Below are 20,252 nucleotides of genomic sequence, written 5' to 3'. Positions count from 1 at the left end.
TCCTGACACGGGGTCAACGCTTGACGAGGTCTCCGAGGACGCTCCAGGTACGAAGCCGCTCTTCGCTGTTCCGGATGCCGCTCTGCGTCGCGACCACCTCGGTCGCCCCGGCGTCGAAGTACCGCCGGATCTCGGCCGCGACGGTCTCCTCGTCCCCGGCGATCACCAGCTCACCGGCGGAATCCACGCCCTGGGCGTCGAAGACCGCCCGGTAGGACGGGATGTCGCGGAAGAACGCGTACTGCCGGTCGACCTGGGCGCGGACGGCGTCGGGATCGTCGGTCACGACGACCGGGACCATCGCGATGATCCGCGGCGCCGGACGACCGGCGGCTGCCTTGGTGATCTCCGGGACGATCCCCTCGGAAAGGGCTTTGGGCCCAGCGAGGAACGGGATCGTGCCGTCGGCGAGTTCGCCGGTGACGCGCAGCGCCTGCCGTCCCATCGCGGCGATGATCACCGGGATGTCCGAAGACCCGGCGACAGAAAGCGAAGCCGCGAAGCCCTTGGCCTGCGCCCGAACAGTCTCGCCTTGGAAGTCGACTTCGCCGCCGTCGAGTACCTGACGGAGGATCGTCAGGTACTCGCGAAGGTGCTTGATCGGCGACGGGTACTCGATGCCGTACGCCGGTTCGAGCCAGTTCTTCGCGCCGGTTCCGAGGCCGAGGACGAACCGGCCCCCGGTGGCGGCCTGCGCCGTCTGCGCGAGACCGGTGATCAGCAACGGATGTCGCGGGTAGATCGGGACGACGCCGGTCCCGACGGTGATTCCCGGGACCGCACGGCCGGCGAGGGCGGCGACGGTGATCGCGTCGTGCTCCATCTGCTGGGAGAACCAGACGGACGTCAGGCCCGCGTCGGCGGCCTGCCGGGTCTGCGTGACGAGTTCATCGACGATGTTGACGGCGTCCGCGGTGTCCCCGGACGGGAGTGCCACTCCGATGGTCATGTTCAACGCCAACCGCGCCGTCGAAAGGATATTTCGCCGTTCACCAGATGAGATCACGCGCGCGGTCGCGCGGGTTGCCGCACCCTGGGCGGCGTCCGACACCTCGATCCTGGAGAGACCCGATGTCGCTGACCGATGTCATCGAAGGAACCAAGACCGCCGTCGACGCCGACCCGCGCAACGCCGCCGTCTCGTTCAGCGTCGCCAACGCGCTGAACCCCGGAACCGCGACGCGGGTGGACGTGCGGGTGCGGGACCACTCGTTCGCCGTCGACGAACCCGCCGCGCTCGGCGGCACCGACACCGCGGCGAACCCGGTCGAATACGCGCTCGCCGCGCTGGGCTCGTGCCAGGTGATCACGTACCAGTTCTGGGCGGCGAAGCTCGGTGTGCCACTCGAAGGTGTGCAGGTGACCGTGGACGGTGACATCGACCTTCACGGATTCTTCGGGTTCTCGGAGACTCGCCCCGGCTTCGGCGATGTGCGGGTCTCGGTGGAGCTGAGCGGGCCCGCGGGGGCGGAGGTCTACGAGGACCTGAAGCGGCAGGTCGACGAGCACTGCCCGGTGCTGGACCTGTTCCGGAACCCGACGCCGGTGAAGACCTCGCTCGCCTGAGACGCCATGAAAGGCCCCTTCATTGCAAAATTTGCAATGAAGGGGCCTTTCATGGCACGTGTAAGGGGGTCAGACGAACTCGTGACGCACGATCGTCTGCTCCCGGCCCGGTCCGACGCCGATCGCCGAGATCCGCGCGCCCGAGAGCTCTTCGAGCCGCTCGACGTAGGCGCGCGCATTCGCCGGCAGCTCTTCGAAGGTGCGGCAGCCCGAGATGTCCTCGAACCAGCCCGGCAGCTCTTCGTAGATCGGCAGCGCGTGGTGCACGTCGGTCTGCGTCATCGGCATGTCGTAGGTACGGAAGCCGTCGACCTCGTAGCCGACGCACACCGGCACCTTCTCCAGCCCGGACAGCACGTCCAGTTTGGTGAGGAAGTAGTCGGTGATGCCGTTGACCCGCACCGCGTAGCGCGCGATGACGGCGTCGAACCAGCCGGTGCGCCGCGAGCGGCCGGTGGTGACGCCGAACTCGCCGCCCTGTTTGCGCAGGTACTCGCCGGACTCGTCGTCCAGCTCGGTCGGGAACGGGCCGGAGCCGACGCGCGTGGTGTAGGCCTTGAGGATGCCCAGCACGGTGCCGATCTTGCCGGGGCCGATGCCCGAACCCGCGCTCGCGCCGCCGGAGGTCGGGTTCGACGACGTCACGAACGGGTACGTGCCGTGATCGACGTCGAGCAGGGTGCCCTGCGAGCCTTCGAGCAGCACGGTCTCGCCGCGTTCGAGGGCCTGGTTCAGCTGAAGGCGCGTGTCGGCGATGCGGTGCGCGAACTTCTCGCCCGCGGCCAGCACCTCGTCGGCGACCTGGTCGGCGTCGAGCGCCTTGCGGTTGTAGACCTTGACCAGCACCTGGTTCTTGAACTCCAGTGCCGACTCGACCTTCTGCCGGAAGATCTTCTCGTCGAGCAGGTCCTGCACGCGGACGCCGACGCGGGCGATCTTGTCCTGGTAGCAGGGGCCGATGCCGCGGCCGGTGGTGCCGATCTTGCGGCTGCCGAGGTAACGCTCGGTGACCTTATCGATCGCCACGTGGTACGGCATGATCAAGTGCGCGTCGGCGGAGATCAGCAGTTTGCTGGTGTCGACGTCGCGTTCCTCCAGCCCGGCGAGTTCGTCGAGCAGCACGCCCGGGTCGATGACGACGCCGTTGCCGATGACGTTGGTGACGCCCGGCGTGAGGATCCCGGACGGGATCAGGTGGAGGGCGAAGTTCTGCCCGTCGGGAAGGACTACGGTGTGGCCCGCGTTGTTACCGCCTTGGTAACGCACGATCCACTGGACGCGGTCGCCGAGCAGGTCGGTGGCCTTGCCCTTGCCCTCGTCCCCCCATTGGGCCCCGATCAGCACGATGGCCGGCATGTGACACTCCAGGTGTTCGGCGACTTGTGGTTTGGCGCTGGTAAATGCCGGTGCATGAGCGTAACGGAGGGCCTTCGGGTGCGCGGAATAGTGGTGGTCTGTCCCGAGGGCGAGCCCACACTCCCGGAGATCGACGACGTCGAAATGGTGCGCGTTCCGAGCCGCCCTGGCAAGGCGGATATCGACCCCTTGCTGGGGGAACACGATCACCTGGTGGTCGCGGGCACCGACGCGGACCTCGCGGCCGTCGCGCTGCGGCTGTTACGAAAAGAACAGCTCTCGGGCGTGTCGCTCGGATTCGTGCCGTCGTCGCCGGACTCCGACGTCGCCCGCATCTGGAGCCTGCCGACGCAGCCGCTGCGTGCCCTCTCGCTCGCCCTCCGTGGTGAGGTCGATCCGGTGCCGCTGATCCGCGACGACAACGGCGGGGTGCTGGTCGGGCGAGGGGTGCTCGGGATGATCCGCGGGGTGGCCTACTGCGACGAGCACACCGTCCTGCGCGGGCCCGCGCGCTCGATCGAGGTCGAGCCGGACGCTAGCGGGCCGGGGCTGATGGTCCGGGTGACCAAGGGGACGCTGTTCAAACGGCCTTCGACGCAGTACGCGCGGGCGTTCCAGCTCGGCTGCATCCCGACCCAGCCGAGCAGCGACGGCGTCGTCCATCCACGCGCGATGAGCCGCTGGACCTGGTATCGGCACACCGAGGACCTCCGGCTGGTCCGCGGCCTGGACTAGGCCGTGTCCGGTAAGTCATGTTCGCGGTCTTCGCGCCCAGGTGGTCCTTGACGGCACGGGCGGATGCGGCCGAGTGCGACCCGGTACGAGGCCGATCCGCCCGCACCGCCAGGAACCACCTGGATCACGAAGCCCATCGAACAGACTCACCGGACACGGCCTAGGCCGTTCGGCTCAGAACCATCAGCTGGACTTTCCGAAAATTTTTCGGCGGCGTACACCGGGTCCTACCTGCTCGTGACACCCTCCGTTCACGAATAGCCAGCAGAGTGTCATCCGATGGTGTTGCGTGGGTCATATCCGTCCCGCATGGTGACCAGGTCCCCAAACCTGACACGGAGGCGGCAATATGCCAACCGCGCTTGCTGTTCGTCGCTCCTTCACTGTTCTCGCCGTCTCGGCGATCGTCTCGGCAGGCGTCGTCGGCGTCGCCGAAGCGACGCCCCCGGGCATCCCCTCGACCGACACCGCCAAGACCCAGCTCGCCGGGTTGACCGTCAAGCCGGACGGTTCGTCGACCGGGTACAGCCGCGACAAGTTCCCGCACTGGTCCGATCAGGGCAACAGCTGCAACACCCGTGAGGTCGTGCTGAAGCGGGACGGCACGAACGTCCAGCAGGACAGCAGCTGCGCCGCCGTCTCCGGCAGCTGGTTCAGCCCGTACGACGGCGCCACCTGGACCGCGGCGTCCGATGTGGACATCGACCACGTCGTGCCGCTGTCCGCCGCGTGGCGCACCGGGGCGTCGTCGTGGACCACCTCGCAGCGGCAGGCGTTCGCGAACGACCTCAGCGCGCCGCAGCTGATCGCCGTCACCGACAACGTCAACCAGGAGAAGGGCGACAAGTCGCCGGACGCCTGGAAGCCGCCGACCGTCGGCTACTGGTGCACCTACGCGAAGATGTGGACCACGGTGAAGTACAAGTACAAGCTCTCCATCAAGTCGGCGGAGAAGACCGCGCTGACGGACATGCTCAACCGCTGCTAGACCCCGTAAGTACATGAAGGCCCCCTTCCTTGCGCCTAGGTACATGAAGGGGGCCTTCACGTACTTTCAGTGCTGTCAAGCGGAAAGGTGGGACGTTTCGCGGGCTGGGAGCCGGACTCAGTATGTGGGCGGTCCTCAAGGTCGTGATTAGCGTGAATCGGGTAGGCGCAAGCAAAAGCGCCCCCCGTTCCCCGCTGGAGGCCACCCGGTGTCCCGTACCGCCGCCACTTCTTTACTCGCGCTCACCGCACTTTTCGTCACAGCCTGCTCTTCCGCGGGCGGTTCGACGGGTGCCGACGCCGGGCCGCCCAAACCCGGCGGCACGTTGCGCCTCGGGATCTCGTCGAGTCCGGACTGTGTCGATCCGCAGCAGGTCGGCACCAACGCTTCGCTCAACGTCGGCCGTCAGCTGGTCGATTCGCTGACCGACCAGGACCCGGCCACCGGTGAGATCAAGCCGTGGCTGGCCGAAAGGTGGGAGAGCAACGCGGATTCGACCGCGTTCACCTTCCACCTGCGCGACGGCGCGACCTTCTCCGACGGCAGCCCTGTCGACGCCGCCGCAGTCAAGACGAGCTTCGACGCGGTCAAGGCACTCGGCCCGAAATCGCAGCTCGGCTCCGGCTATCTGGCCGTCTACAAGGGAACGACGGTCGTCGACCCGAAGACGGTCAAGATCGGGTTCTCCGTTCCCAGCGCCCAGTTCCTCCAGGCCAGCTCGACGATGTCGCTCGGCGTACTCGCGCCCGCCGCGTACCGGAAGACCGCCGATCAGCGCTGCCAGGGCGACGGACTGATCGGCTCGGGCCCGTTCGTCTTCGAAAGCCTCAAGCAGAACCAGGAAATCGTCCTCGCCAAACGCAAGGGCTACCGCTGGGGTTCGTCGCTGTTCAAGCACCAGGGCGAGGCGTACCTCGACAAGATCGCCTACAAGATCGTGCCGGAACCCGGCGTGCGCACCGGAAGTCTCGCTTCCGCGCAGCTCGACGCCATCACCGACGTCCAGCCCGTCGACGAACCGCAGTTCACCGGCGACGGGTTCACCGAGCCCACCCGCCCGAATCCCGGTGTGGTGTTCAACCTGCACGCCAACGTCACGAAGGGCGTGCTCATCGACGAGAAGGTCCGCCAGGCGGTGGTCAAGGGCATCAACCGGCCCGAGGTCACGAACACCGTGCTGACACCGAACTACAAACCCGCCACCAGCATTCTCGGCTCGGCGACGCCGTTCTACACCGACCTGTCGTCGCTGCTCGCCTACGATCCCGCCGGGGCGACGTCGTTGCTGGAGAGCGCGGGCTGGCTGCCCGGCCCCGACGGGATCCGGACGAAGAACGGGCAGCGGCTGACCGCCAAGGTCGTCTTCTCCCTGGTGTTCAACCAGAACAAGAGCGTTCTCGAACTCGTCCAGCAGCAACTGCGGAAGATCGGCTTCGACCTTCAGATCGAGCAACGCACGACGGCCGAAAGCGTGCAGATCACGCAAAGCGGGAACTACGAGTACCTCTGGTACAACACCACCCGCGCGGATCCGGACATCCTGCGCAACCTGTTCTCCACCAAGGCGAACAACCGCAGCAAGCTGCCTGCGGAGAACCCGGTCGACGCGCCGCTCGACGCCCAGTCGTCCACTGTGGACCCCGCCAAGCGGAAGCCCGCGGCCGAGGCGGCCCAGCGTGCGATCATCGAGCGCGGCTACTCGGCTCCGGTGTTCGAGCTGACCCAGGTGCTGGCGCACGGGCCGAACGCGCACGGCGTCGGTTTCGAGGCGTCGTCCCGGTTGCAGCTGTTCGACGCCTGGGTGTCGGGCTCGTGAGGCGGTACCTGCTCCGGCGGATCCTGCAGGCGGTCTTCGTCCTGTGGGCCGCGTTCACCGTGTCGTTCGTGATCCTCTACCTCCTGCCGGGTGACGCGGTCAGCGCGAAGCTCGGCGGGGGCGAGGCCGGCCTTTCCGTGACGCCGGAACAACTGGCCGCGGCGAAGGCGGAGTACGGACTCGACGACCCGTTGCCACTCCAGTACGGAAAACGACTGCTCGCCGCGCTGCAAGGCGACTTCGGCCGCTCGATCGCCACCGGGGACGACGCCACGAACATGGTCGTCTCCGCCCTGCCACCGACGCTCGCGGTGACCGGATTCGCGCTGGTGCTCGCGATCCTGTTCGGGGGCGGGATCGCGATCGCGGGCACCGTCACCCGGCATCGCCGGCTGGGCAACCTCCTGCTCGCGTTGCCACCGCTGGGGATCTCACTGCCGTCGTTCTGGGTCGGCTTGGTGCTCATCCAGTTCTTTTCCTTCCAGCTCAAGCTGCTACCCGCGCTGGGCTCGAACGGCTTCGAGTCGCTGATCCTGCCCGCGATCACCCTCGCCATCCCGACCGGCGCGATCATCGGGCAGGTGCTGGCGAAGAGCCTCCGCACGCAACTCGCCGAGCCCTACGCCGAGATCGCGCTGGCCAAAGGGGCGAGCCGGTCGAGAGTCCACTTCGGACATCTCCTGCGCAACGCGGCGGTGCCCACGCTGACCATCGCCGGAGTGGTCGCGGGCAACCTGATCGCGGGCTCGGTGATCACCGAGACGGTGTTCTCCCGTGACGGCCTCGGGCGCGTGACGTCGTCGGCGGTCACCGCGCAGGACATCCCGGTGGTACAGGCGGTGATCGTGCTCGCCGCGCTGGTGTTCGTCGGCATCAACCTGCTCGTCGACCTCGTTTATCCGCTGCTGGACCCGCGGATCCGACACCGGGAGACGGCCGATGCCTGAGGTTCTCGTGCACACCAGGCGACCGGGCCTGCTCCTCGCGATCGCCGTCCTGGCCTTCGCTCTGCTGGCGGCGCTCGTCCCGGGCCTCTTCACCGGGCAGGACCCGCTCGCCGGTGTCCCCGCCGAGAAGATGCAGGGCCCTTCGATCGGCCACCTCTTCGGCACCGACGAAACCGGGCGGGACATCTTCGCGCGAGTGGTGCATGGCGCCGCGCTTTCGTTGCAGGCGACGGTGATCGCCGTCGTCGTCGCGCTCGTCGCCGGTTCTGCGCTCGGCCTGCTCGCCGGATTCCGGGGCGGCGCCCTCGATTCGGCGATCATGCGCTGCGTCGACGTCCTGCTGGCGATTCCCTCGATCCTGCTGTCGCTGGCGCTGGTCACGGCGCTCGGCTTCGGTACGACCAACGTCGCGATCGCCGTCGGTGTCGCGAATCTCGCGCAGTTCGCCCGGCTGATGCGCGCCGAAGTGTTACGTGTGCGCAGTGGCGTGTTCGTCGAGGCCGCCCGCGCGGGAGGCGTCCGCTGGACCGGGGTGCTCGGACGGCATGTGCTTCCCAACGCGCTCGGCCCGGTGCTCGCGCTCGCCACGCTCACCTTCGGCACCGCCGTACTGGAGGTGTCCGCGCTGAGCTTCCTCGGCTACGGCGCCACCCCGCCGACCCCGGAATGGGGCTCGCTCGTGGCGGGCGGGCGCGGCTTCCTCGCCACCGCCTGGTGGATGACGACCTTCCCCGGACTCACCGTCGCGGCCGTGGTGCTGTCCGCGAACCGGCTGTCCAGAGCCATCGAAGGAGACGTGCGATGAGCGACCTGCTCACCATCCGCGACCTGGCGGTTTCCTACAAGTCCGTCCCCGCCGTGGATGGCGTCTCGCTATCTGTCCACAAGGGACAGATCGTCGCGGTGGTCGGCGAGTCCGGCTCCGGCAAGAGCACGACGGCGCACGCGGCCATCGGCCTGCTGCCACGCGGCGGGCGGATCGAGCGCGGCGAGATCACCTTCGACGGCCGGGACCTCACGAAACTCTCCGACCGCGCTTGGCGTTCCGTGCGCGGCCGCGAGATCGCGCTGGTCCCCCAGGATCCGACGGTTTCGCTCAATCCCGTGCACCGGATCGGCGATCAGGTCGCGGAAGTGCTGCTGATCCACGGCCTGGCGGACAAACGAACCGCCGGCGCGGAGGCGGTGAAGCTACTGCGCAAGGCCGGGATCGCGGATCCGGAGGCGCGGGCGCGGCAGTATCCGCACGAGCTGTCCGGCGGGCTGCGCCAGCGTGCGCTGATCGCCGCCGCGCTGGCCGGGCGACCGAAACTCGTCATCGCCGACGAACCGACCAGCGCGCTCGACGTCACCGTGCAGCGGCAGATCCTCGACCACCTCGAAGAACTCGCCTCCGAGGCGGGCACCGCCGTCCTGCTGATCACGCACGACCTCGGCGTCGCGTCCGATCGGGCGTCGCGGATCGTGGTGCTGTCCCAGGGGACCGTGGTCGAGGAAGGAACGACCGGCGAGATCCTCGTCGCACCAACCCAGAAGTACACGCGGGATCTACTCGCCGCCGCGCCGAGCCTGTCCGACACCCCGTCGCGCGAGCCGAAACCGCCGTCGTCCGACGTCCTGGTCTCGGTCCGCGGCCTCGGCAAGATCTTCGGGACCGTCCGCGCCGTGGACGGCGTTTCGTTCGACATCGCCCGTGGCCGGACGCTCGCGCTGGTCGGCGAGTCCGGTTCGGGCAAGTCGACCACCGCGCGGATGATCCTGCGGCTGGAGACGCCGACCGACGGCGTCGTCGAGTTCGACGGCGAGGACATCACGGCGCTGCGCGGCGAAGAACTGCGACGGCTGCGGCGCCGGTTCCAGCTGGTGTACCAGAACCCGTACGCGTCGCTGAACCCCAAGTTCAGCATCGAAGACGTCATCTCCGAGCCGCTGCGGGCGTTCGGTGTCGGCACGAAAGCGGAACGCCGGGCACGGGCGGCGGAACTCGTCGACCAGGTCGCGCTGCCGTCTTCGGTGCTGAAGCGCAAACCCGCCGAACTGTCCGGCGGGCAACGGCAACGGGCGGCCATCGCGCGGGCGCTCGCGCTGCGTCCCGAGCTGATCGTCGCGGACGAACCCGTCTCCGCGCTGGACGTCTCGGTGCAGGCGCAGATCCTGCGGCTGCTCGCCGGCCTTCAGGACGAACTCGGGCTGACGTATTTGTTCATCTCGCATGATCTCGCCGTGGTCCGGCAGATCGCGGACACCGTCGGCGTGCTCCGCGGCGGCGAACTCGTCGAACTCGGCCCCGCTCAGGACGTCCTCGAACGGCCGGGCGCGGACTACACCCGCGAGCTGCTCGCCGCCATTCCGGGCCGGAAACCGTTGGAGGCACGATGAAATTCGGGCTCTTCTCCCTCGTCGCGAATCATCCCGACCCGGCGACCGGCGAGACACCGACCCAGCACGAACGACTGCGCCGAGTCGTCGACGAAGCTGTCTTCGCCGAAGAACTAGGCTTCGACGCGTACGGCGTCGGCGAACGGCACGGCGAGCCGTTCCTCTCCTCGGCGCCGCCGGTGATCCTGGCCGCCGTGGCCGAACGCACCCGTCGCGTCCGGCTGCTGACCACCTTGACCGTGATCAGCGTGCTCGACCCGGTCCGCGTCGCCGAGGACTACGCGACGCTCGACCAGCTTTCCGGCGGCCGGCTGGACCTCATGATCGGGAAGGGCAACGATCCCCGGCACTTCCCGCTGTTCGGCCTCGAAGAGGAACGGCAATGGGAGTACCAGGCGGAGAAGTTCGCCCTGCTGCGCAGGCTGTTCCTGGAGGAAGGCGTGACTTGGGAGGGCGAATTCCGCGCGCCGCTGACCGCCGTTACGACGCAACCGCGGCCGTTCCACGCGCGGCCGCGGATCTGGCACGGGAGCGCGTCGAGCACCGAGTCGACCGAGCTGGCGGCGAAGTTCGGCGACCCGCTGTTCACCGCGAACGGCTTCCATCCCAAGAAGAAGTACGCGGACCTGATCGGCCACTACCGGCGGCGGTGGGCGGATCACGGCCACGATCCGGCGGACGCGCTCGTCGGTTCCGGCGCGGGCGGGCTGTACGTCGCGAAGACCTCGCAGGAGGCGCTGGACGGCTACCGGCCGCACTTCGAGGCGCTGATGAAGACACCCGCGTATCAGCACAACAAGTCGGAGTTCACCACGTTGGAGGACAAGATCGCCAACGGTTCCGCGCTGGTCGGAAGTCCGGAGCAGGTCATCGACAAGATCGGCGACTACCACGCTTCCTTCGGGCACGAGGTGCAGGCGGTCTCAGTGGACGGCCTGAAATCCGAGGAGGCACGGAAAGTCCTGGAGCTCTTCGCCTCCGACGTCATCCCGATCGTGCGGAAAGAGCTGCCCTCGCGGGTGTGGGAGGACGGTTTTGAGGGGTAAGTCGAAGGTGTCGAGTCTCGGGGATTCGGTCGCGGCCGTGGGGCGACTGTGTTGCGAAAGCCACTTTCGCAACCTCAGGCGTCGCGAAGGTGGCTTTCGCGACGCATCTCGACCACGGGTGTCAACGACGGTGCCGGTGTTGCGAAAGCCACTTTCGCAACGTTGAAGGTTGCGAAAGTGGCTTTCGCAACCTGCCACCATGCTCGCGCCTTCGGAGGCCGTCCGAGTGCTGGAGGAGGTCGCGGGTCTTGCGTGATTGAAGGCGACACTCGCGTGATTGAAGGCGACACTCGCGTGATTGGAGGCGTGACTCGCGTGATCACGCGTGACACGCCTCCGTCCCCATCATTCACGAGACGGCCAGCCGCAGGATCTCCCGCGCCACGATGTCGTTCTGCCGGAAGGGAATCGCGTTGGTCCGCGGCCGCGTGAACGCCCCGGCGGACCGCGCGGACGTATGCGGCCCGAGCGCGAACCGGCGCGGATGCGGGCAGCCCTCGCCGTCGAGCATCCGGCCGTCGGAGACGCGGGTGTGGATGCGGCCGGCGAGCAGCCGGTCGCCGGTGACCGGGTCGACCACGGCTTCCTCGCCGAGCGCGCCACTGTCGCGCAACTGTCGCAAAAGGACATCGGACGCCCGGGTGATGCTCGGCTCGGGCAACCGCGCCTCGACGAGTGTCCGCGCCTCGGTCTCGCCGGGGAAGCTCGCGCCGGTAGCGACGAACGACCGGCGTTCCTCGTCGGCCGAAATCCGCATTTCGGCGCCCAGGAAGGAGACGAGGCCAGCTTCCTGGAGTGCGAGCAGTTCTTCGAGGCGCCGCGGAGGCGGCCCGCTGGCGAAGTACGAGAAGAAACCGAGGAACCATCCGTCCAAATCGGACAGTTGCGAGGCCGCGTCGAGCCGCCCGGTCTGAATCAGCGCGGGAAGCTGGCCCATCACGGACAGCAACGCTATGAACGCGCCCAGATCCGCGCTGTACTCCGAGTCCGACCGGCGGCTCAGGTCCGCTTCGACGTACTCGCGCAGTTCCTTGCCGTACTCCTCGGCGGTGCCGAATTCGGCGCCCGCCATCGGCCGGTCGAGCCGGTCCAGGTCGAGCCGGTCGTCCTGCGCCGGGACCGCACGCGCCACCAGCGCGGCGAGTTCGTCCGGCGCCGCGTCCGCGAAAGCGTCGGCGAAGACGGCGAAGTCCATGCGCACCCGTTCGGGATGGGCGGTGAACAGTTCGCTGTAGTACGCCCAGGCGATCTCCTTCGAGATCAGCGGCCAGACGTCGTGGCGGAAGTCGATCCGGCCGGGTACGGCGCAAAGCCTTTCGATGGCGTAGGCGTCGAAGAACCTCGGCAGTCGCAACGGTTTGCCGCGCGGGCGGTAGCCGATTTTCGCGTGGTACGGCACTCCGCGACGCGAACCGATGTGCAGCACGGGCTCGGCGCCGCTGGGGTGGTACTTCAGCCCACCGCACGCCTGCTCCTCGAAACGGCCGCCGCGGCCTTCGGTCAGCAGTAGCATCAGATCCACGAACGCGAGGCCGAATCCGCGTACCAGCACGGTTTCCCCCGGTCCGATCGCCGAATAGCCGACGTCTGCGGTGTAGCCGGCCGGGTAGTACGCGAGGTCGTGGCGGGCGGCGAAGTCCGCGAGTGCGGTCTCGCGTTCGTCCGGTTCCGCGTCGAGATGCCCGACGGTGAACAGGACCGCGTCCACTTCGAGGGGTTCCGCGCGATCCTCCAGCCAGAGCGACTGCGGCTCGCCGTCTTCGAGCCGCACCGCGCGGGTCCGGTGCTCGACGACCTCGATCCCGCCCGGGAGTTCGGCCAGGACCTTGCGGTGGAACCAGGTGAGGTACGCGCTCTGCAACCGTCGCGTCGGGAAGTGATCGCTTTGCAGCGCCTCGAGTTCGGCGCGCAGGCTGTCATCGACCTCGGCGTCGAGGGCGCCCGCGCGAACCAGCCGCGCCCACTCGATCAGCGAGGGCCCCGGCCGGATCGGGCCGTCGACCTTCACGGTGTCGTCGGTGAAGACCGTGACGTCCTCGGGCATGGAGTTCATCCGCAGCAGCGGCGACTGCTCGAACCGCCAGACCCGTCCCGCCCCGGCGGGGAAGGGGTCGATGAGATGCACCACCAGACGACGTCCTCCGAGCAGTTCGGCGGCGTTCGCGCCGAGCCGTTCGAGCACGCCCACTCCGCGCGGACCGGCACCGACCACCGCGAGCACGTAGGGACGCTCTGCGGTACTCACGAGGCCGAAGCTACGCCCGGATTCCGGGGCACGTTCGGCTTCTCAAAGAGCGGAACCGTCGCGCGGAGGGCCCGAAAGGGAAGACTGAGCCGTTCACTCCTCCGGACGCGGGCCGCTCAACCATTCGGCCCAGCGTTTCGGCTGCGCTCCGTGGCGATCGAACACCTGCCGCGCGGGCTCATCCGGCCCGTCTCGACCACACGGGGATTCCGGCCCCTGACGAGGCGGCCACATCCGGATTTCACCGGCCGAAGGCACGAAAAGGGCGAAAGCCGCAGGTCTAGACCTCGGTACCGGCCATCGGGACATCTTCGCGAACGACCGCTCGTCCACGAAAAAGATCTCCAACTCCAGAAACCCGGCGAAAGAACCTAGCCAATCACCAACAGTCAGGAGACACTTACGTGAACGAATGACGCTTCGTGACGAGCTCGTGACCGCGTTACTCTCGGTCACGAGTTTGTCGCGTAATAAGGACCCTATTGGGGGCAACATGGCTTCGGCCGGACGGGTCACTTACCGAGAAGTGTTCGGGGTAGCCGAGTTCCGTTCGCTCTGGTTCGCCGAGCTGTTCTCGATCTTCGGCGATCAACTCGCCAGGGTCGCCCTCTCCGTCCTCGTCTTCACCGAAACCCGCTCCGCGACCCTGACCGGTCTCACCTACGCGCTGACGTACGCCCCTTCGCTGCTCGGCGGAATCTTCCTCACCGGGTTCGCGGACCGGTTCCCCCGGCGAACCGTGATGGTGGTCGTGGACCTGTTACGGGCGGCGCTGATCGCGCTGGTCGCGGTCCCGGTGCTGCCGTTCTGGGTCCTGTGCGTCCTCGTCGGCGCCGTCTCGCTGCTGAACCCGCCGTTCAAAGCGGCGCAGCTGGCCTTGCTGCCCCAGATCCTCGAAGGCGATCGCTTCGTCGTCGGCATGGCGATCCGCAGCATGACCGTCCAATCGGCGCAGCTGGCCGGATTCGCGGGCGGCGGCCTTCTGCTGACCGCACTCGAACCCCACATCGCCCTCGCGCTGGACGCGGTCACCTTTTTGATCTCGGCGCTGTTCGTCCGGTTCGGGCTGAAGTCACGTCCGGCCGCGGCCACCGGCGAGAAGCGCAAGTCGTTCTTCGCGTCGATCGGCTCGGGCGGGAAGATCGTCTTCGCCAGCTCCGGGCTGCGCTCGCTGCTGTTGTTCACCTGGCTGATGGGCCTGCTGCCGGTGTACGAGGGCATCGCGGCGCCGTACGTCGCCTCGTCGGGCGGCGGCCCCGAGATCATCGGCCTGTTGCTGGCCGCCGATCCGATCGGCAGCGTGATCGGGGCGTTCATCTACTCGCGCTGGGTGCCGGCACACCTCCGGCCGAAGCTGATCGGGCCGCTTTCGGCGCTGACGGCGGTCCCGCTGCTGCTGTGCTTCCTGCAGCCGGGTCCGCTGTCGTCGATCGTGTTGTTCGTGTTCTGCGGCGCCTTCGGCACCGTGGCGCTGATGCAGGCGACCGCCTCACTGACACTGGCCGTGCCGGACGAGAGCCGGGCACAGGTCATGGGCCTCTCGAACACCGGCCTGACCACGACGATGGGCGTGAGTCCCCTGCTCGGCGGCATCCTGGCCGATCAGGTGGGCCCGCAGTCGACTGTCGGCGTCTTCGGGCTTGCGGGATTGATACTGACCGTCCCGCTGGCCCTGAGCTGGTGGCGGACCCTCAGCCGCGACCCCGAACGATGGCAGGAGAAAGACGCCGCACGCGCAGAACATTGAGGTGTTCCGCGCGCCGGCCCGATCGCGCGGACGTCTGGCGCGCGCCCCAGTTCACTGATCCCTACCGGCCATCGCTGGCACCTTTCCCTCGACCTCTCAGAGAAAAGTACACACCTAGGGAGCTTGTCGACAGCCCGCAAGTCGGTAGAAGCTGTCCGTAAGTAGGGGGTTTCGGAGAATGACGCAAGAGTCAGGGGGAAAGATGATCACATCGGAGGAACACGCTGGACATCGTTCGGCTCTCACGGTAGCGACGTGGGAGCTGTGGAAGAGGCCTCGACACTGGATCGCCTACACCGGGCTGTCCGTCGCGACGATGCTGGCACTGACGGGGGTCTTCGCCGCATCCATCGCCATCACGTCTTCGCAGGTCCTGCTGTGTTTCCTGCTCGCCGGACTCGCCATCGCGCACACCGAGGCGACCCGCCGGATCGAGCGGCAGCGACGCAGCATGAGCGTCACCCCGCACATCAACATGACCTCGGTCTGGGTGCTACCCGGTGCGATTCTGCTTCCGCCGCAGTTGACGGCGCTTCTCGTAACCGTCATCTATCTCCACCTCGGATACCGCAGCTGGGCGGGCCTCCGCACGGTCAACCCCCATCGAACTGTGGCGAACGCCACATCGATGACGCTGACCGCGTTCGCCGCCTGGGCGGCCGTACAGGTCGTCGGCGCCGACGCGGCGTCGGTGACGTCGATCTGTGCCGCGAGCCTCGCCTTCTTCCTCATGAACGCCGTCTTCACCGGTACCGGCCTGTACTTCGCGGCGCCTGACAAGGCGACGATCCAGGCGCTCCTCGGCTCTTGGGACGACAACATCCTCGAAGCCTCGACGGTCTGCATCGGCGCGCTGGTGCTCGCCGTCATGCCGCATCAGCCGGTGCTGGTGCTGCTCGTCTTCCTGCCGCTGTACCTGCTGCAGCGTTCGGTGCTGATCAAGCAGCTGGAAGAACTCGCCACCACCGATCAGAAGACCCAGCTGCTCAACGCCACGACCTGGCAGCAGGGCGCCATCCGCGAGGTCGCCCGCGCCGAACGCGAAAACGGCCAGTTCGGCACGCTGATGATCGACCTCGACCACTTCAAGAGCATCAACGACACCTACGGTCACCTGGCGGGCGACGACGTGCTCAAGGGGGTCGCGGCGCTGGTCAAGGCCGAAACGCGCACGCAGGACCTCGCCGGCCGCTTCGGCGGTGAGGAGTTCGTCGTGCTCCTGACATCGTCGTCGAAGCAGGAGTCCGTCGCGGTCGCCGAGCGGATCCGGCAACGGATCAGCGAAATGGTCATCAAGACCCAGGACAACGAGGGCAATCCCGTGGTCATCGAGCAGCGGACGGCGTCGGTCGGCGTCGCGAACTTCCCGCTCGACGGCCGGACGATGGACGAGGTCATGGCCTCGGCCGACGCTTCCGTCTACGCGGCGAAACGCAACGGCCGGAACCGGGTCGTCTCGTCACCGGACCTGGCGGCGGTCGCCGAAGTGGCTGGAAAGTCTCTGGAGGCCGTCGCGGCCTAGCGCAACCGCTCCATCACGTCCGCGGCCGCGGTCCGAAGGCGGACCACGCCCCCGACGGTGAATTCGGTGAGCAGGTCGATGAGCGCGTCCGCGTCGGGCGGCTCACCGTCCCAGCTCGCCTGGACGAGTGCCTCGGTCATCGCGAAGAACAGCGTGACCAGGGCCTTGTCCGCGCGGCCGGAATCGACCCCGTGGCTGGCCCAGCGCTGCCTGCTCGCCTCGGTGTAGACCCGCGCGAGCCGCTCACGGAGCCGGGTGAGGGCGGGGTCGCCCATGCGCTCGGCCTCGCGCAGCACGGGGAACGCCTCGGGATTCGCCGCGACGAAGGCGAACATGTTGGCGTAGTTGCCGCGCGCCCAGGAGCGGAGCTCCGGCTGTGAGAGATCGATGGCCGGCGCGCCGATCGCCTCGAAGGCCCGCTCCTCGATATCCGCCACGACCTGGGAGAACAGTGTCGTGCGGTCGCCGAACTGCTCGTAGACGGCCTGCCGGGAAACGCCCGCGCGCCGGGCGATCTGCTCGATCGTCGCGGCCTGCGCGCCGTGCACCGCGAAGACCCCGGCAGCCGCACTCAGCACCCGTGCGCGTTGCTCGCCGAGCGGGAGTTTGCGGGGTCGCCCTCTCGGCGCCGGACTTGACATTGTGCGCCACCTCACTGACTCTCTTTTTCGACACGTCTGTCGAAAATGTTTGTGCTCAACGAGGAGCAAGCATGCGTCCAGGATCCCGGCGCGGTGTGTCCGCCGCCGTCTCAGCGGCCACCATCGCGGCCCTGCTGACCTTCGGGGCACAGCAGGCCAACGCCGCACCGTCCTTCTACGACCCCCCGTCGCCACTGCCCGCGGGTGCTCCCGGCGACATCATCCGGCACGAACCGGCCACCTTCTACGTCGATCCCGTGAAACTCATCAAGGCCGACGCCGATGTCCAGCGGATCATGTACCGCAGCACCGACACGCACGGCAAAGCCAACGCCGTGACCGGCACCGTCCTGACCCCGAAGAAGGCGTGGACCGGCGCGGGCGAGCGGCCGGTCATCGGCTACGCGGCCGGGACGCAGGGTGTCGGCGACCAGTGCGCGCCGTCGAAAGCCCTCGCCGCGGGCATGGAGTACGAAGGCCCCTTCATCGCCGGACTGCTGCTTCGCGGCTACGGCGTCGTCGTCACCGACTACGAAGGCCTCGGCACCCCCGGCGTCCACACGTACGTCAACCGTGCCGCCGAAGGCAACGCCGTCCTCGACTCGATCCGCGCGGCGCAGCGCCTGCCCGAAGCGAATCTGCCGGACAACGGCCCCGTCGCGACCGCGGGCTACTCGCAGGGCGGCGGCGCGTCGGCGTCGGCCGCCGAATTGCAGCCGTCGTACGCACCCGAACTCAAACTGAAGGGCTCGTACGCGGGCGCCGTCCCGGCCGACCTGGCCGAGGTCGGCGAGAACATCGACGGGCACTACGCCTTCGGATTCCTCGGATTCACGCTGGTCAGCATGGACGCGGCCTATCCGGAGCTGAACATCCCGGCCCTGCTGAACGCGAAGGGCGTCGAAGCGTTCGAGAAGGTCAAGCAGGAGTGCACCGCGGACGCGATCTTCGCGCACGCGTTCACGCAGTCGAAGGATCTGACCAAGGACGGCAGGCCACTGACCGCGTACCTCGGCGAAGAGCCGTTCAAGACGCGCGTCGGCGAACAGCTCATCGGGGCGCGGAAGCCGGGTGTGCCGACGCTGGTCGTCCACAGCGCTCTCGACGACATCGTCCCCTACGCGCAGGGGCGGACCATGGCGCGCTCGTGGTGTGCGAAGGGCGCGAAGGTGCAGTTCTCGACTTCGCTGGTTCCTACGCACGTCGGCGGAGCCATCAGGGCTTTCCCGGAGGCTTTCGCTTGGCTTGAGGGACGCTTCGCGGGGCTGCCTGCCGTGGGGAACTGCGGGCTGTTCTAGGGGTCACCAAGTGCTATGAAGGACGCTTTCATTGCAAATTTTGCAATGAAAGCGTCCTTCATAGCGCGCTACTTGAGGCCGGTGGCTTCCGCGGCGGCGGGGTCCGAGTCACCGAGGAACGTCCGGCACCGGTCGTACTCCTCGGTCTCGCCGATCTTGCCGGCGGCCTTGCCGAGGACGGCGAGGGAACGCAGGAAGCCCTGGTTCGGGCGGTGCGACCACGGCACCGGACCGTGTCCCTTCCAGCCGGCGCGGCGGAGCTGGTCGAGGCCGCGGTGGTAGCCGGTTCGGGCGTACGCGTACGCGGCGACGGTCTCGCCGGCTTCCAGGGCCCTCTCGGCGAGGGCGGCCCACGCTTCGCTGTAGTCGGGGTGCTCGGCGGCGACGGCGGTCGGGTCGGTCCCGGCGTCCAACGCCGCCTGCGCGGCGGTGTGCTCGGGGAGATGCGTCGGCTGGGGGCCGAGGAGGTTCGTCATACGGGCCATTGTGCCGACCCCGTGCGACTAGAAGAACAGGCTCCCGAGAATGCCCCCACCGGCCAGCACCAGAGCGGCGACGAGGACCGCCGCGACGAGTCGTTTCGGCATCATGGCGGCACACCTTGCCCTGTTCCGCACGCCGACCGCAAATCCGCCACCCCTACGGGTGAACCCCGATTTTGGACCCCGAATGCCCGTCTCGTGACCTGGAGCAGGGAAGATATCCGCATGACAAAGGCGACAGAAGTGACCGGGGACCTTTCGCCGGGTGTCATCCCCCGCAGCCCCATCGCCAAGACGAGGCTGTTCTTCCAGCTCCACTGGCACCGCGGCGCACCGGGACAGGCGACGCCGGACTGGGTGCTGAACTTCTGCTACTCGATGTGGCTGGCGGCGTTCGCCTTCAAGATGGTGGGCTCGTCGTGGGACATGTCGTGGCATTTCATGTGGTTGCGGGACGACCTCGCCCCGCCGCACCTGATCAACACCGTCGGCACGGTGATCATCATGGTGCTGGTGGCGATCCACAGCTACACCGGGATGGGCGCCGATCGGCGTTCGCTCCGGTTGATGCAGATCGGGCTCGTGGTCTTCCTCATCGCGGCGCCGCTGGACGTCATCAACCACCGCGTCAACGGTCTCGACCTGACCGCGTGGAGCCCGTCGCACATGATGCTCTACATCGGCACGGGCATCATGCAGGCCGGCGTGATCATGGGCTGGCTGAAGTACGCCAAGCCCGGCCGGACGCGCACCGGTGTCCTGATCGGACTGTGGGTCTTCTTCCTGGAGAACACGTTCTTCCCGAACGGCCAGCAGGAGTACGGCATCCTCGGCCTGCGCGCCTGGGAACGCGGCACTCCCGAGGCCGAGCCGGAACTGCTGAACTTCGCCGCCGGCCAGATCGGGCATCCGGTCGACCAGGTGGCCGTCGAGTACTTCACGATGCCGATCGACGACTGGGTGTACCCGCTCTGGGGCATCGGCGTGATGGCCCTGATCTTCGCGCTGGCGCGGTACACGACCGGCTTCCGCTGGGCGGGGACGACCGTCGCCGCGGCGTACCTCGGCTACCGGCTGGTGATGTGGCCGCTGCTGCTCGGGATGGGCTTCCCGATCTCGACCGTGCCGTTCTACCTGCTGGCCGTCGGCCTCGCCGTCGACCTGGCGTTCCGCATCGGCCGCGGTCATCCGCTGCTGACGGCGGGCACCGGCGCGCTGCTGGCGACGGCGTTCGGCTACGGGATGCTGTGGGTGCAGTCGCAGTTCCGGCCGTGGATCCTCGGCGACGCGCATACGGAGTCGGCACCGCCGGTGGCCTACTGGACGGCCGTTGTCTGCCTGGCCGGGGTCGGTGCGCTGTGGGCCGCCGCCGGACCGGGGACGCGAGCGGTGAACTCGCTACTGGAGAAGCGCCGGGAGAAGACGACGCTCCCGGCCGTCTGAGGCTCTGAGTGAGGGTTAACGCAAAGGTGCGGTCGTGGGCA

At 68.0% G+C, this 20,252-nt stretch carries 17 protein-coding genes; 12 read left to right on the top strand and 5 right to left on the bottom strand.

The window, feature by feature from the left end; genetic code table 11:
• Positions 1 to 13: 13 nt before the first annotated feature.
• Complete coding sequence (locus DL991_RS14545; RefSeq protein WP_125784834.1) at positions 14 to 949, bottom strand: LLM class F420-dependent oxidoreductase; 936 nt, start codon at positions 947 to 949, stop codon at positions 14 to 16.
• A gap of 122 nt (positions 950 to 1,071) precedes the next feature.
• On the opposite strand from DL991_RS14545, the gene DL991_RS14540 reads away from it, so the two are divergent.
• Positions 1,072 to 1,566 carry an OsmC family protein gene (locus DL991_RS14540; protein WP_038521494.1) on the top strand — a complete coding sequence of 165 codons (495 nt, stop codon included), beginning with the start codon at positions 1,072 to 1,074 and terminating at the stop codon, positions 1,564 to 1,566.
• 69 nt (positions 1,567 to 1,635) lie between these two features.
• On the opposite strand, the gene DL991_RS14535 is transcribed toward DL991_RS14540, so the two are convergent.
• Positions 1,636 to 2,922, bottom strand: a complete 1,287-nt coding sequence (locus DL991_RS14535) for an adenylosuccinate synthase (RefSeq protein WP_125784833.1) — start codon at positions 2,920 to 2,922, stop codon at positions 1,636 to 1,638.
• Positions 2,923 to 2,976: 54 nt separating this feature from the next.
• On the opposite strand from DL991_RS14535, the gene DL991_RS14530 reads away from it, so the two are divergent.
• From DL991_RS14530 to DL991_RS14500, 7 genes are all read left to right on the top strand, one after another.
• Positions 2,977 to 3,657, top strand: a complete 681-nt coding sequence (locus DL991_RS14530; protein ID WP_233598852.1) for a hypothetical protein — start codon at positions 2,977 to 2,979, stop codon at positions 3,655 to 3,657.
• Between the two features lie 349 nt (positions 3,658 to 4,006).
• Complete coding sequence (locus tag DL991_RS14525; protein ID WP_125784832.1) at positions 4,007 to 4,645, top strand: DUF1524 domain-containing protein; 639 nt, start codon at positions 4,007 to 4,009, stop codon at positions 4,643 to 4,645.
• Positions 4,646 to 4,853: 208 nt separating this feature from the next.
• On the top strand, positions 4,854 to 6,461 hold the full coding sequence (locus DL991_RS14520) for an ABC transporter substrate-binding protein (protein WP_125784831.1): 1,608 nt from the start codon (positions 4,854 to 4,856) through the stop codon (positions 6,459 to 6,461).
• On the top strand, positions 6,458 to 7,408 hold the full coding sequence (locus DL991_RS14515; RefSeq protein WP_125784830.1) for an ABC transporter permease: 951 nt from the start codon (positions 6,458 to 6,460) through the stop codon (positions 7,406 to 7,408). Before DL991_RS14520 ends, DL991_RS14515 begins: the two co-directional genes overlap by 4 nt.
• Positions 7,401 to 8,213 carry an ABC transporter permease gene (locus DL991_RS14510; protein ID WP_125784829.1) on the top strand — a complete coding sequence of 271 codons (813 nt, stop codon included), beginning with the start codon at positions 7,401 to 7,403 and terminating at the stop codon, positions 8,211 to 8,213. Before DL991_RS14515 ends, DL991_RS14510 begins: the two co-directional genes overlap by 8 nt.
• Positions 8,210 to 9,787, top strand: coding sequence for an ABC transporter ATP-binding protein (locus DL991_RS14505; protein WP_125784828.1), 1,578 nt, complete (start codon positions 8,210 to 8,212; stop codon positions 9,785 to 9,787). The genes DL991_RS14510 and DL991_RS14505 overlap by 4 nt, the downstream gene beginning before the upstream one ends.
• Entirely contained in the window at positions 9,784 to 10,833 is a 1,050-nt protein-coding gene (locus tag DL991_RS14500; RefSeq protein WP_125784827.1) for an LLM class flavin-dependent oxidoreductase, read from the top strand. Before DL991_RS14505 ends, DL991_RS14500 begins: the two co-directional genes overlap by 4 nt.
• Positions 10,834 to 11,182: 349 nt before the next feature.
• Here DL991_RS14500 and DL991_RS14495 read toward each other — a convergent pair whose 3' ends face one another.
• Complete coding sequence (locus DL991_RS14495) at positions 11,183 to 13,078, bottom strand: FAD/NAD(P)-binding domain-containing protein (RefSeq protein WP_233598851.1); 1,896 nt, start codon at positions 13,076 to 13,078, stop codon at positions 11,183 to 11,185.
• Positions 13,079 to 13,571: 493 nt separating this feature from the next.
• Here DL991_RS14495 and DL991_RS14490 point away from each other — a divergent pair, with 493 nt between their 5' ends.
• Both DL991_RS14490 and DL991_RS14485 read left to right on the top strand, forming a co-directional pair.
• Positions 13,572 to 14,825, top strand: a complete 1,254-nt coding sequence (locus tag DL991_RS14490; RefSeq protein ID WP_125784826.1) for an MFS transporter — start codon at positions 13,572 to 13,574, stop codon at positions 14,823 to 14,825.
• Positions 14,826 to 15,027: 202 nt separating this feature from the next.
• The gene (locus DL991_RS14485) at positions 15,028 to 16,347 is read left to right on the top strand and encodes a GGDEF domain-containing protein (RefSeq protein ID WP_125784825.1); all 1,320 of its coding nucleotides are present in this window, start codon (positions 15,028 to 15,030) and stop codon (positions 16,345 to 16,347) included.
• On the opposite strand, the gene DL991_RS14480 is transcribed toward DL991_RS14485, so the two are convergent.
• Positions 16,344 to 16,925 (bottom strand): TetR/AcrR family transcriptional regulator, encoded by a 582-nt coding sequence (locus DL991_RS14480; protein WP_199746205.1) that lies wholly within the window; start codon positions 16,923 to 16,925, stop codon positions 16,344 to 16,346. The genes DL991_RS14485 and DL991_RS14480 overlap by 4 nt on opposite strands.
• 134 nt (positions 16,926 to 17,059) lie before the next feature.
• Between DL991_RS14480 and DL991_RS14475 the strand changes: the two genes are divergently transcribed.
• On the top strand, positions 17,060 to 18,286 hold the full coding sequence (locus DL991_RS14475) for a lipase family protein (protein WP_125784823.1): 1,227 nt from the start codon (positions 17,060 to 17,062) through the stop codon (positions 18,284 to 18,286).
• A gap of 68 nt (positions 18,287 to 18,354) precedes the next feature.
• On the opposite strand, the gene DL991_RS14470 is transcribed toward DL991_RS14475, so the two are convergent.
• Entirely contained in the window at positions 18,355 to 18,762 is a 408-nt protein-coding gene (locus DL991_RS14470) for a DUF3151 domain-containing protein (protein WP_125784822.1), read from the bottom strand.
• A 231-nt stretch (positions 18,763 to 18,993) separates the two neighbouring features.
• Between DL991_RS14470 and DL991_RS14465 the strand changes: the two genes are divergently transcribed.
• The gene (locus DL991_RS14465) at positions 18,994 to 20,211 is read left to right on the top strand and encodes a hypothetical protein (RefSeq protein ID WP_125784821.1); all 1,218 of its coding nucleotides are present in this window, start codon (positions 18,994 to 18,996) and stop codon (positions 20,209 to 20,211) included.
• Positions 20,212 to 20,252: the final 41 nt, after the last annotated feature.

The sequence above is a fragment of the Amycolatopsis sp. WAC 01375 genome (assembly GCF_003947325.1).
In the GTDB taxonomy this organism is placed as follows: Bacteria; Actinomycetota; Actinomycetes; order Mycobacteriales; family Pseudonocardiaceae; genus Amycolatopsis.
Note: the sequence above shows the minus strand (reverse complement) of the source record. Positions and strands in the feature narration are given on the sequence as shown.

Excerpts from the sequence above, each read along its gene's own strand:
- DL991_RS14545 (WP_125784834.1), bottom strand. The coding sequence starts at position 949 with ATGACCATCGGAGTGGCACTCCCGTCCGGGGACACCGCGGACGCCGTC.
- DL991_RS14540 (WP_038521494.1), top strand. The coding sequence starts at position 1,072 with ATGTCGCTGACCGATGTCATCGAAGGAACCAAGACCGCCGTCGACGCC.
- DL991_RS14535 (WP_125784833.1), bottom strand. The coding sequence starts at position 2,922 with ATGCCGGCCATCGTGCTGATCGGGGCCCAATGGGGGGACGAGGGCAAG.
- DL991_RS14530 (WP_233598852.1), top strand. The coding sequence starts at position 2,977 with ATGAGCGTAACGGAGGGCCTTCGGGTGCGCGGAATAGTGGTGGTCTGT.
- DL991_RS14525 (WP_125784832.1), top strand. The coding sequence starts at position 4,007 with ATGCCAACCGCGCTTGCTGTTCGTCGCTCCTTCACTGTTCTCGCCGTC.
- DL991_RS14510 (WP_125784829.1), top strand. The coding sequence starts at position 7,401 with ATGCCTGAGGTTCTCGTGCACACCAGGCGACCGGGCCTGCTCCTCGCG.
- DL991_RS14505 (WP_125784828.1), top strand. The coding sequence starts at position 8,210 with ATGAGCGACCTGCTCACCATCCGCGACCTGGCGGTTTCCTACAAGTCC.
- DL991_RS14500 (WP_125784827.1), top strand. The coding sequence starts at position 9,784 with ATGAAATTCGGGCTCTTCTCCCTCGTCGCGAATCATCCCGACCCGGCG.
- DL991_RS14490 (WP_125784826.1), top strand. The coding sequence starts at position 13,572 with ATGGCTTCGGCCGGACGGGTCACTTACCGAGAAGTGTTCGGGGTAGCC.
- DL991_RS14485 (WP_125784825.1), top strand. The coding sequence starts at position 15,028 with ATGATCACATCGGAGGAACACGCTGGACATCGTTCGGCTCTCACGGTA.
- DL991_RS14475 (WP_125784823.1), top strand. The coding sequence starts at position 17,060 with ATGCGTCCAGGATCCCGGCGCGGTGTGTCCGCCGCCGTCTCAGCGGCC.
- DL991_RS14470 (WP_125784822.1), bottom strand. The coding sequence starts at position 18,762 with ATGACGAACCTCCTCGGCCCCCAGCCGACGCATCTCCCCGAGCACACC.
- DL991_RS14465 (WP_125784821.1), top strand. The coding sequence starts at position 18,994 with ATGACAAAGGCGACAGAAGTGACCGGGGACCTTTCGCCGGGTGTCATC.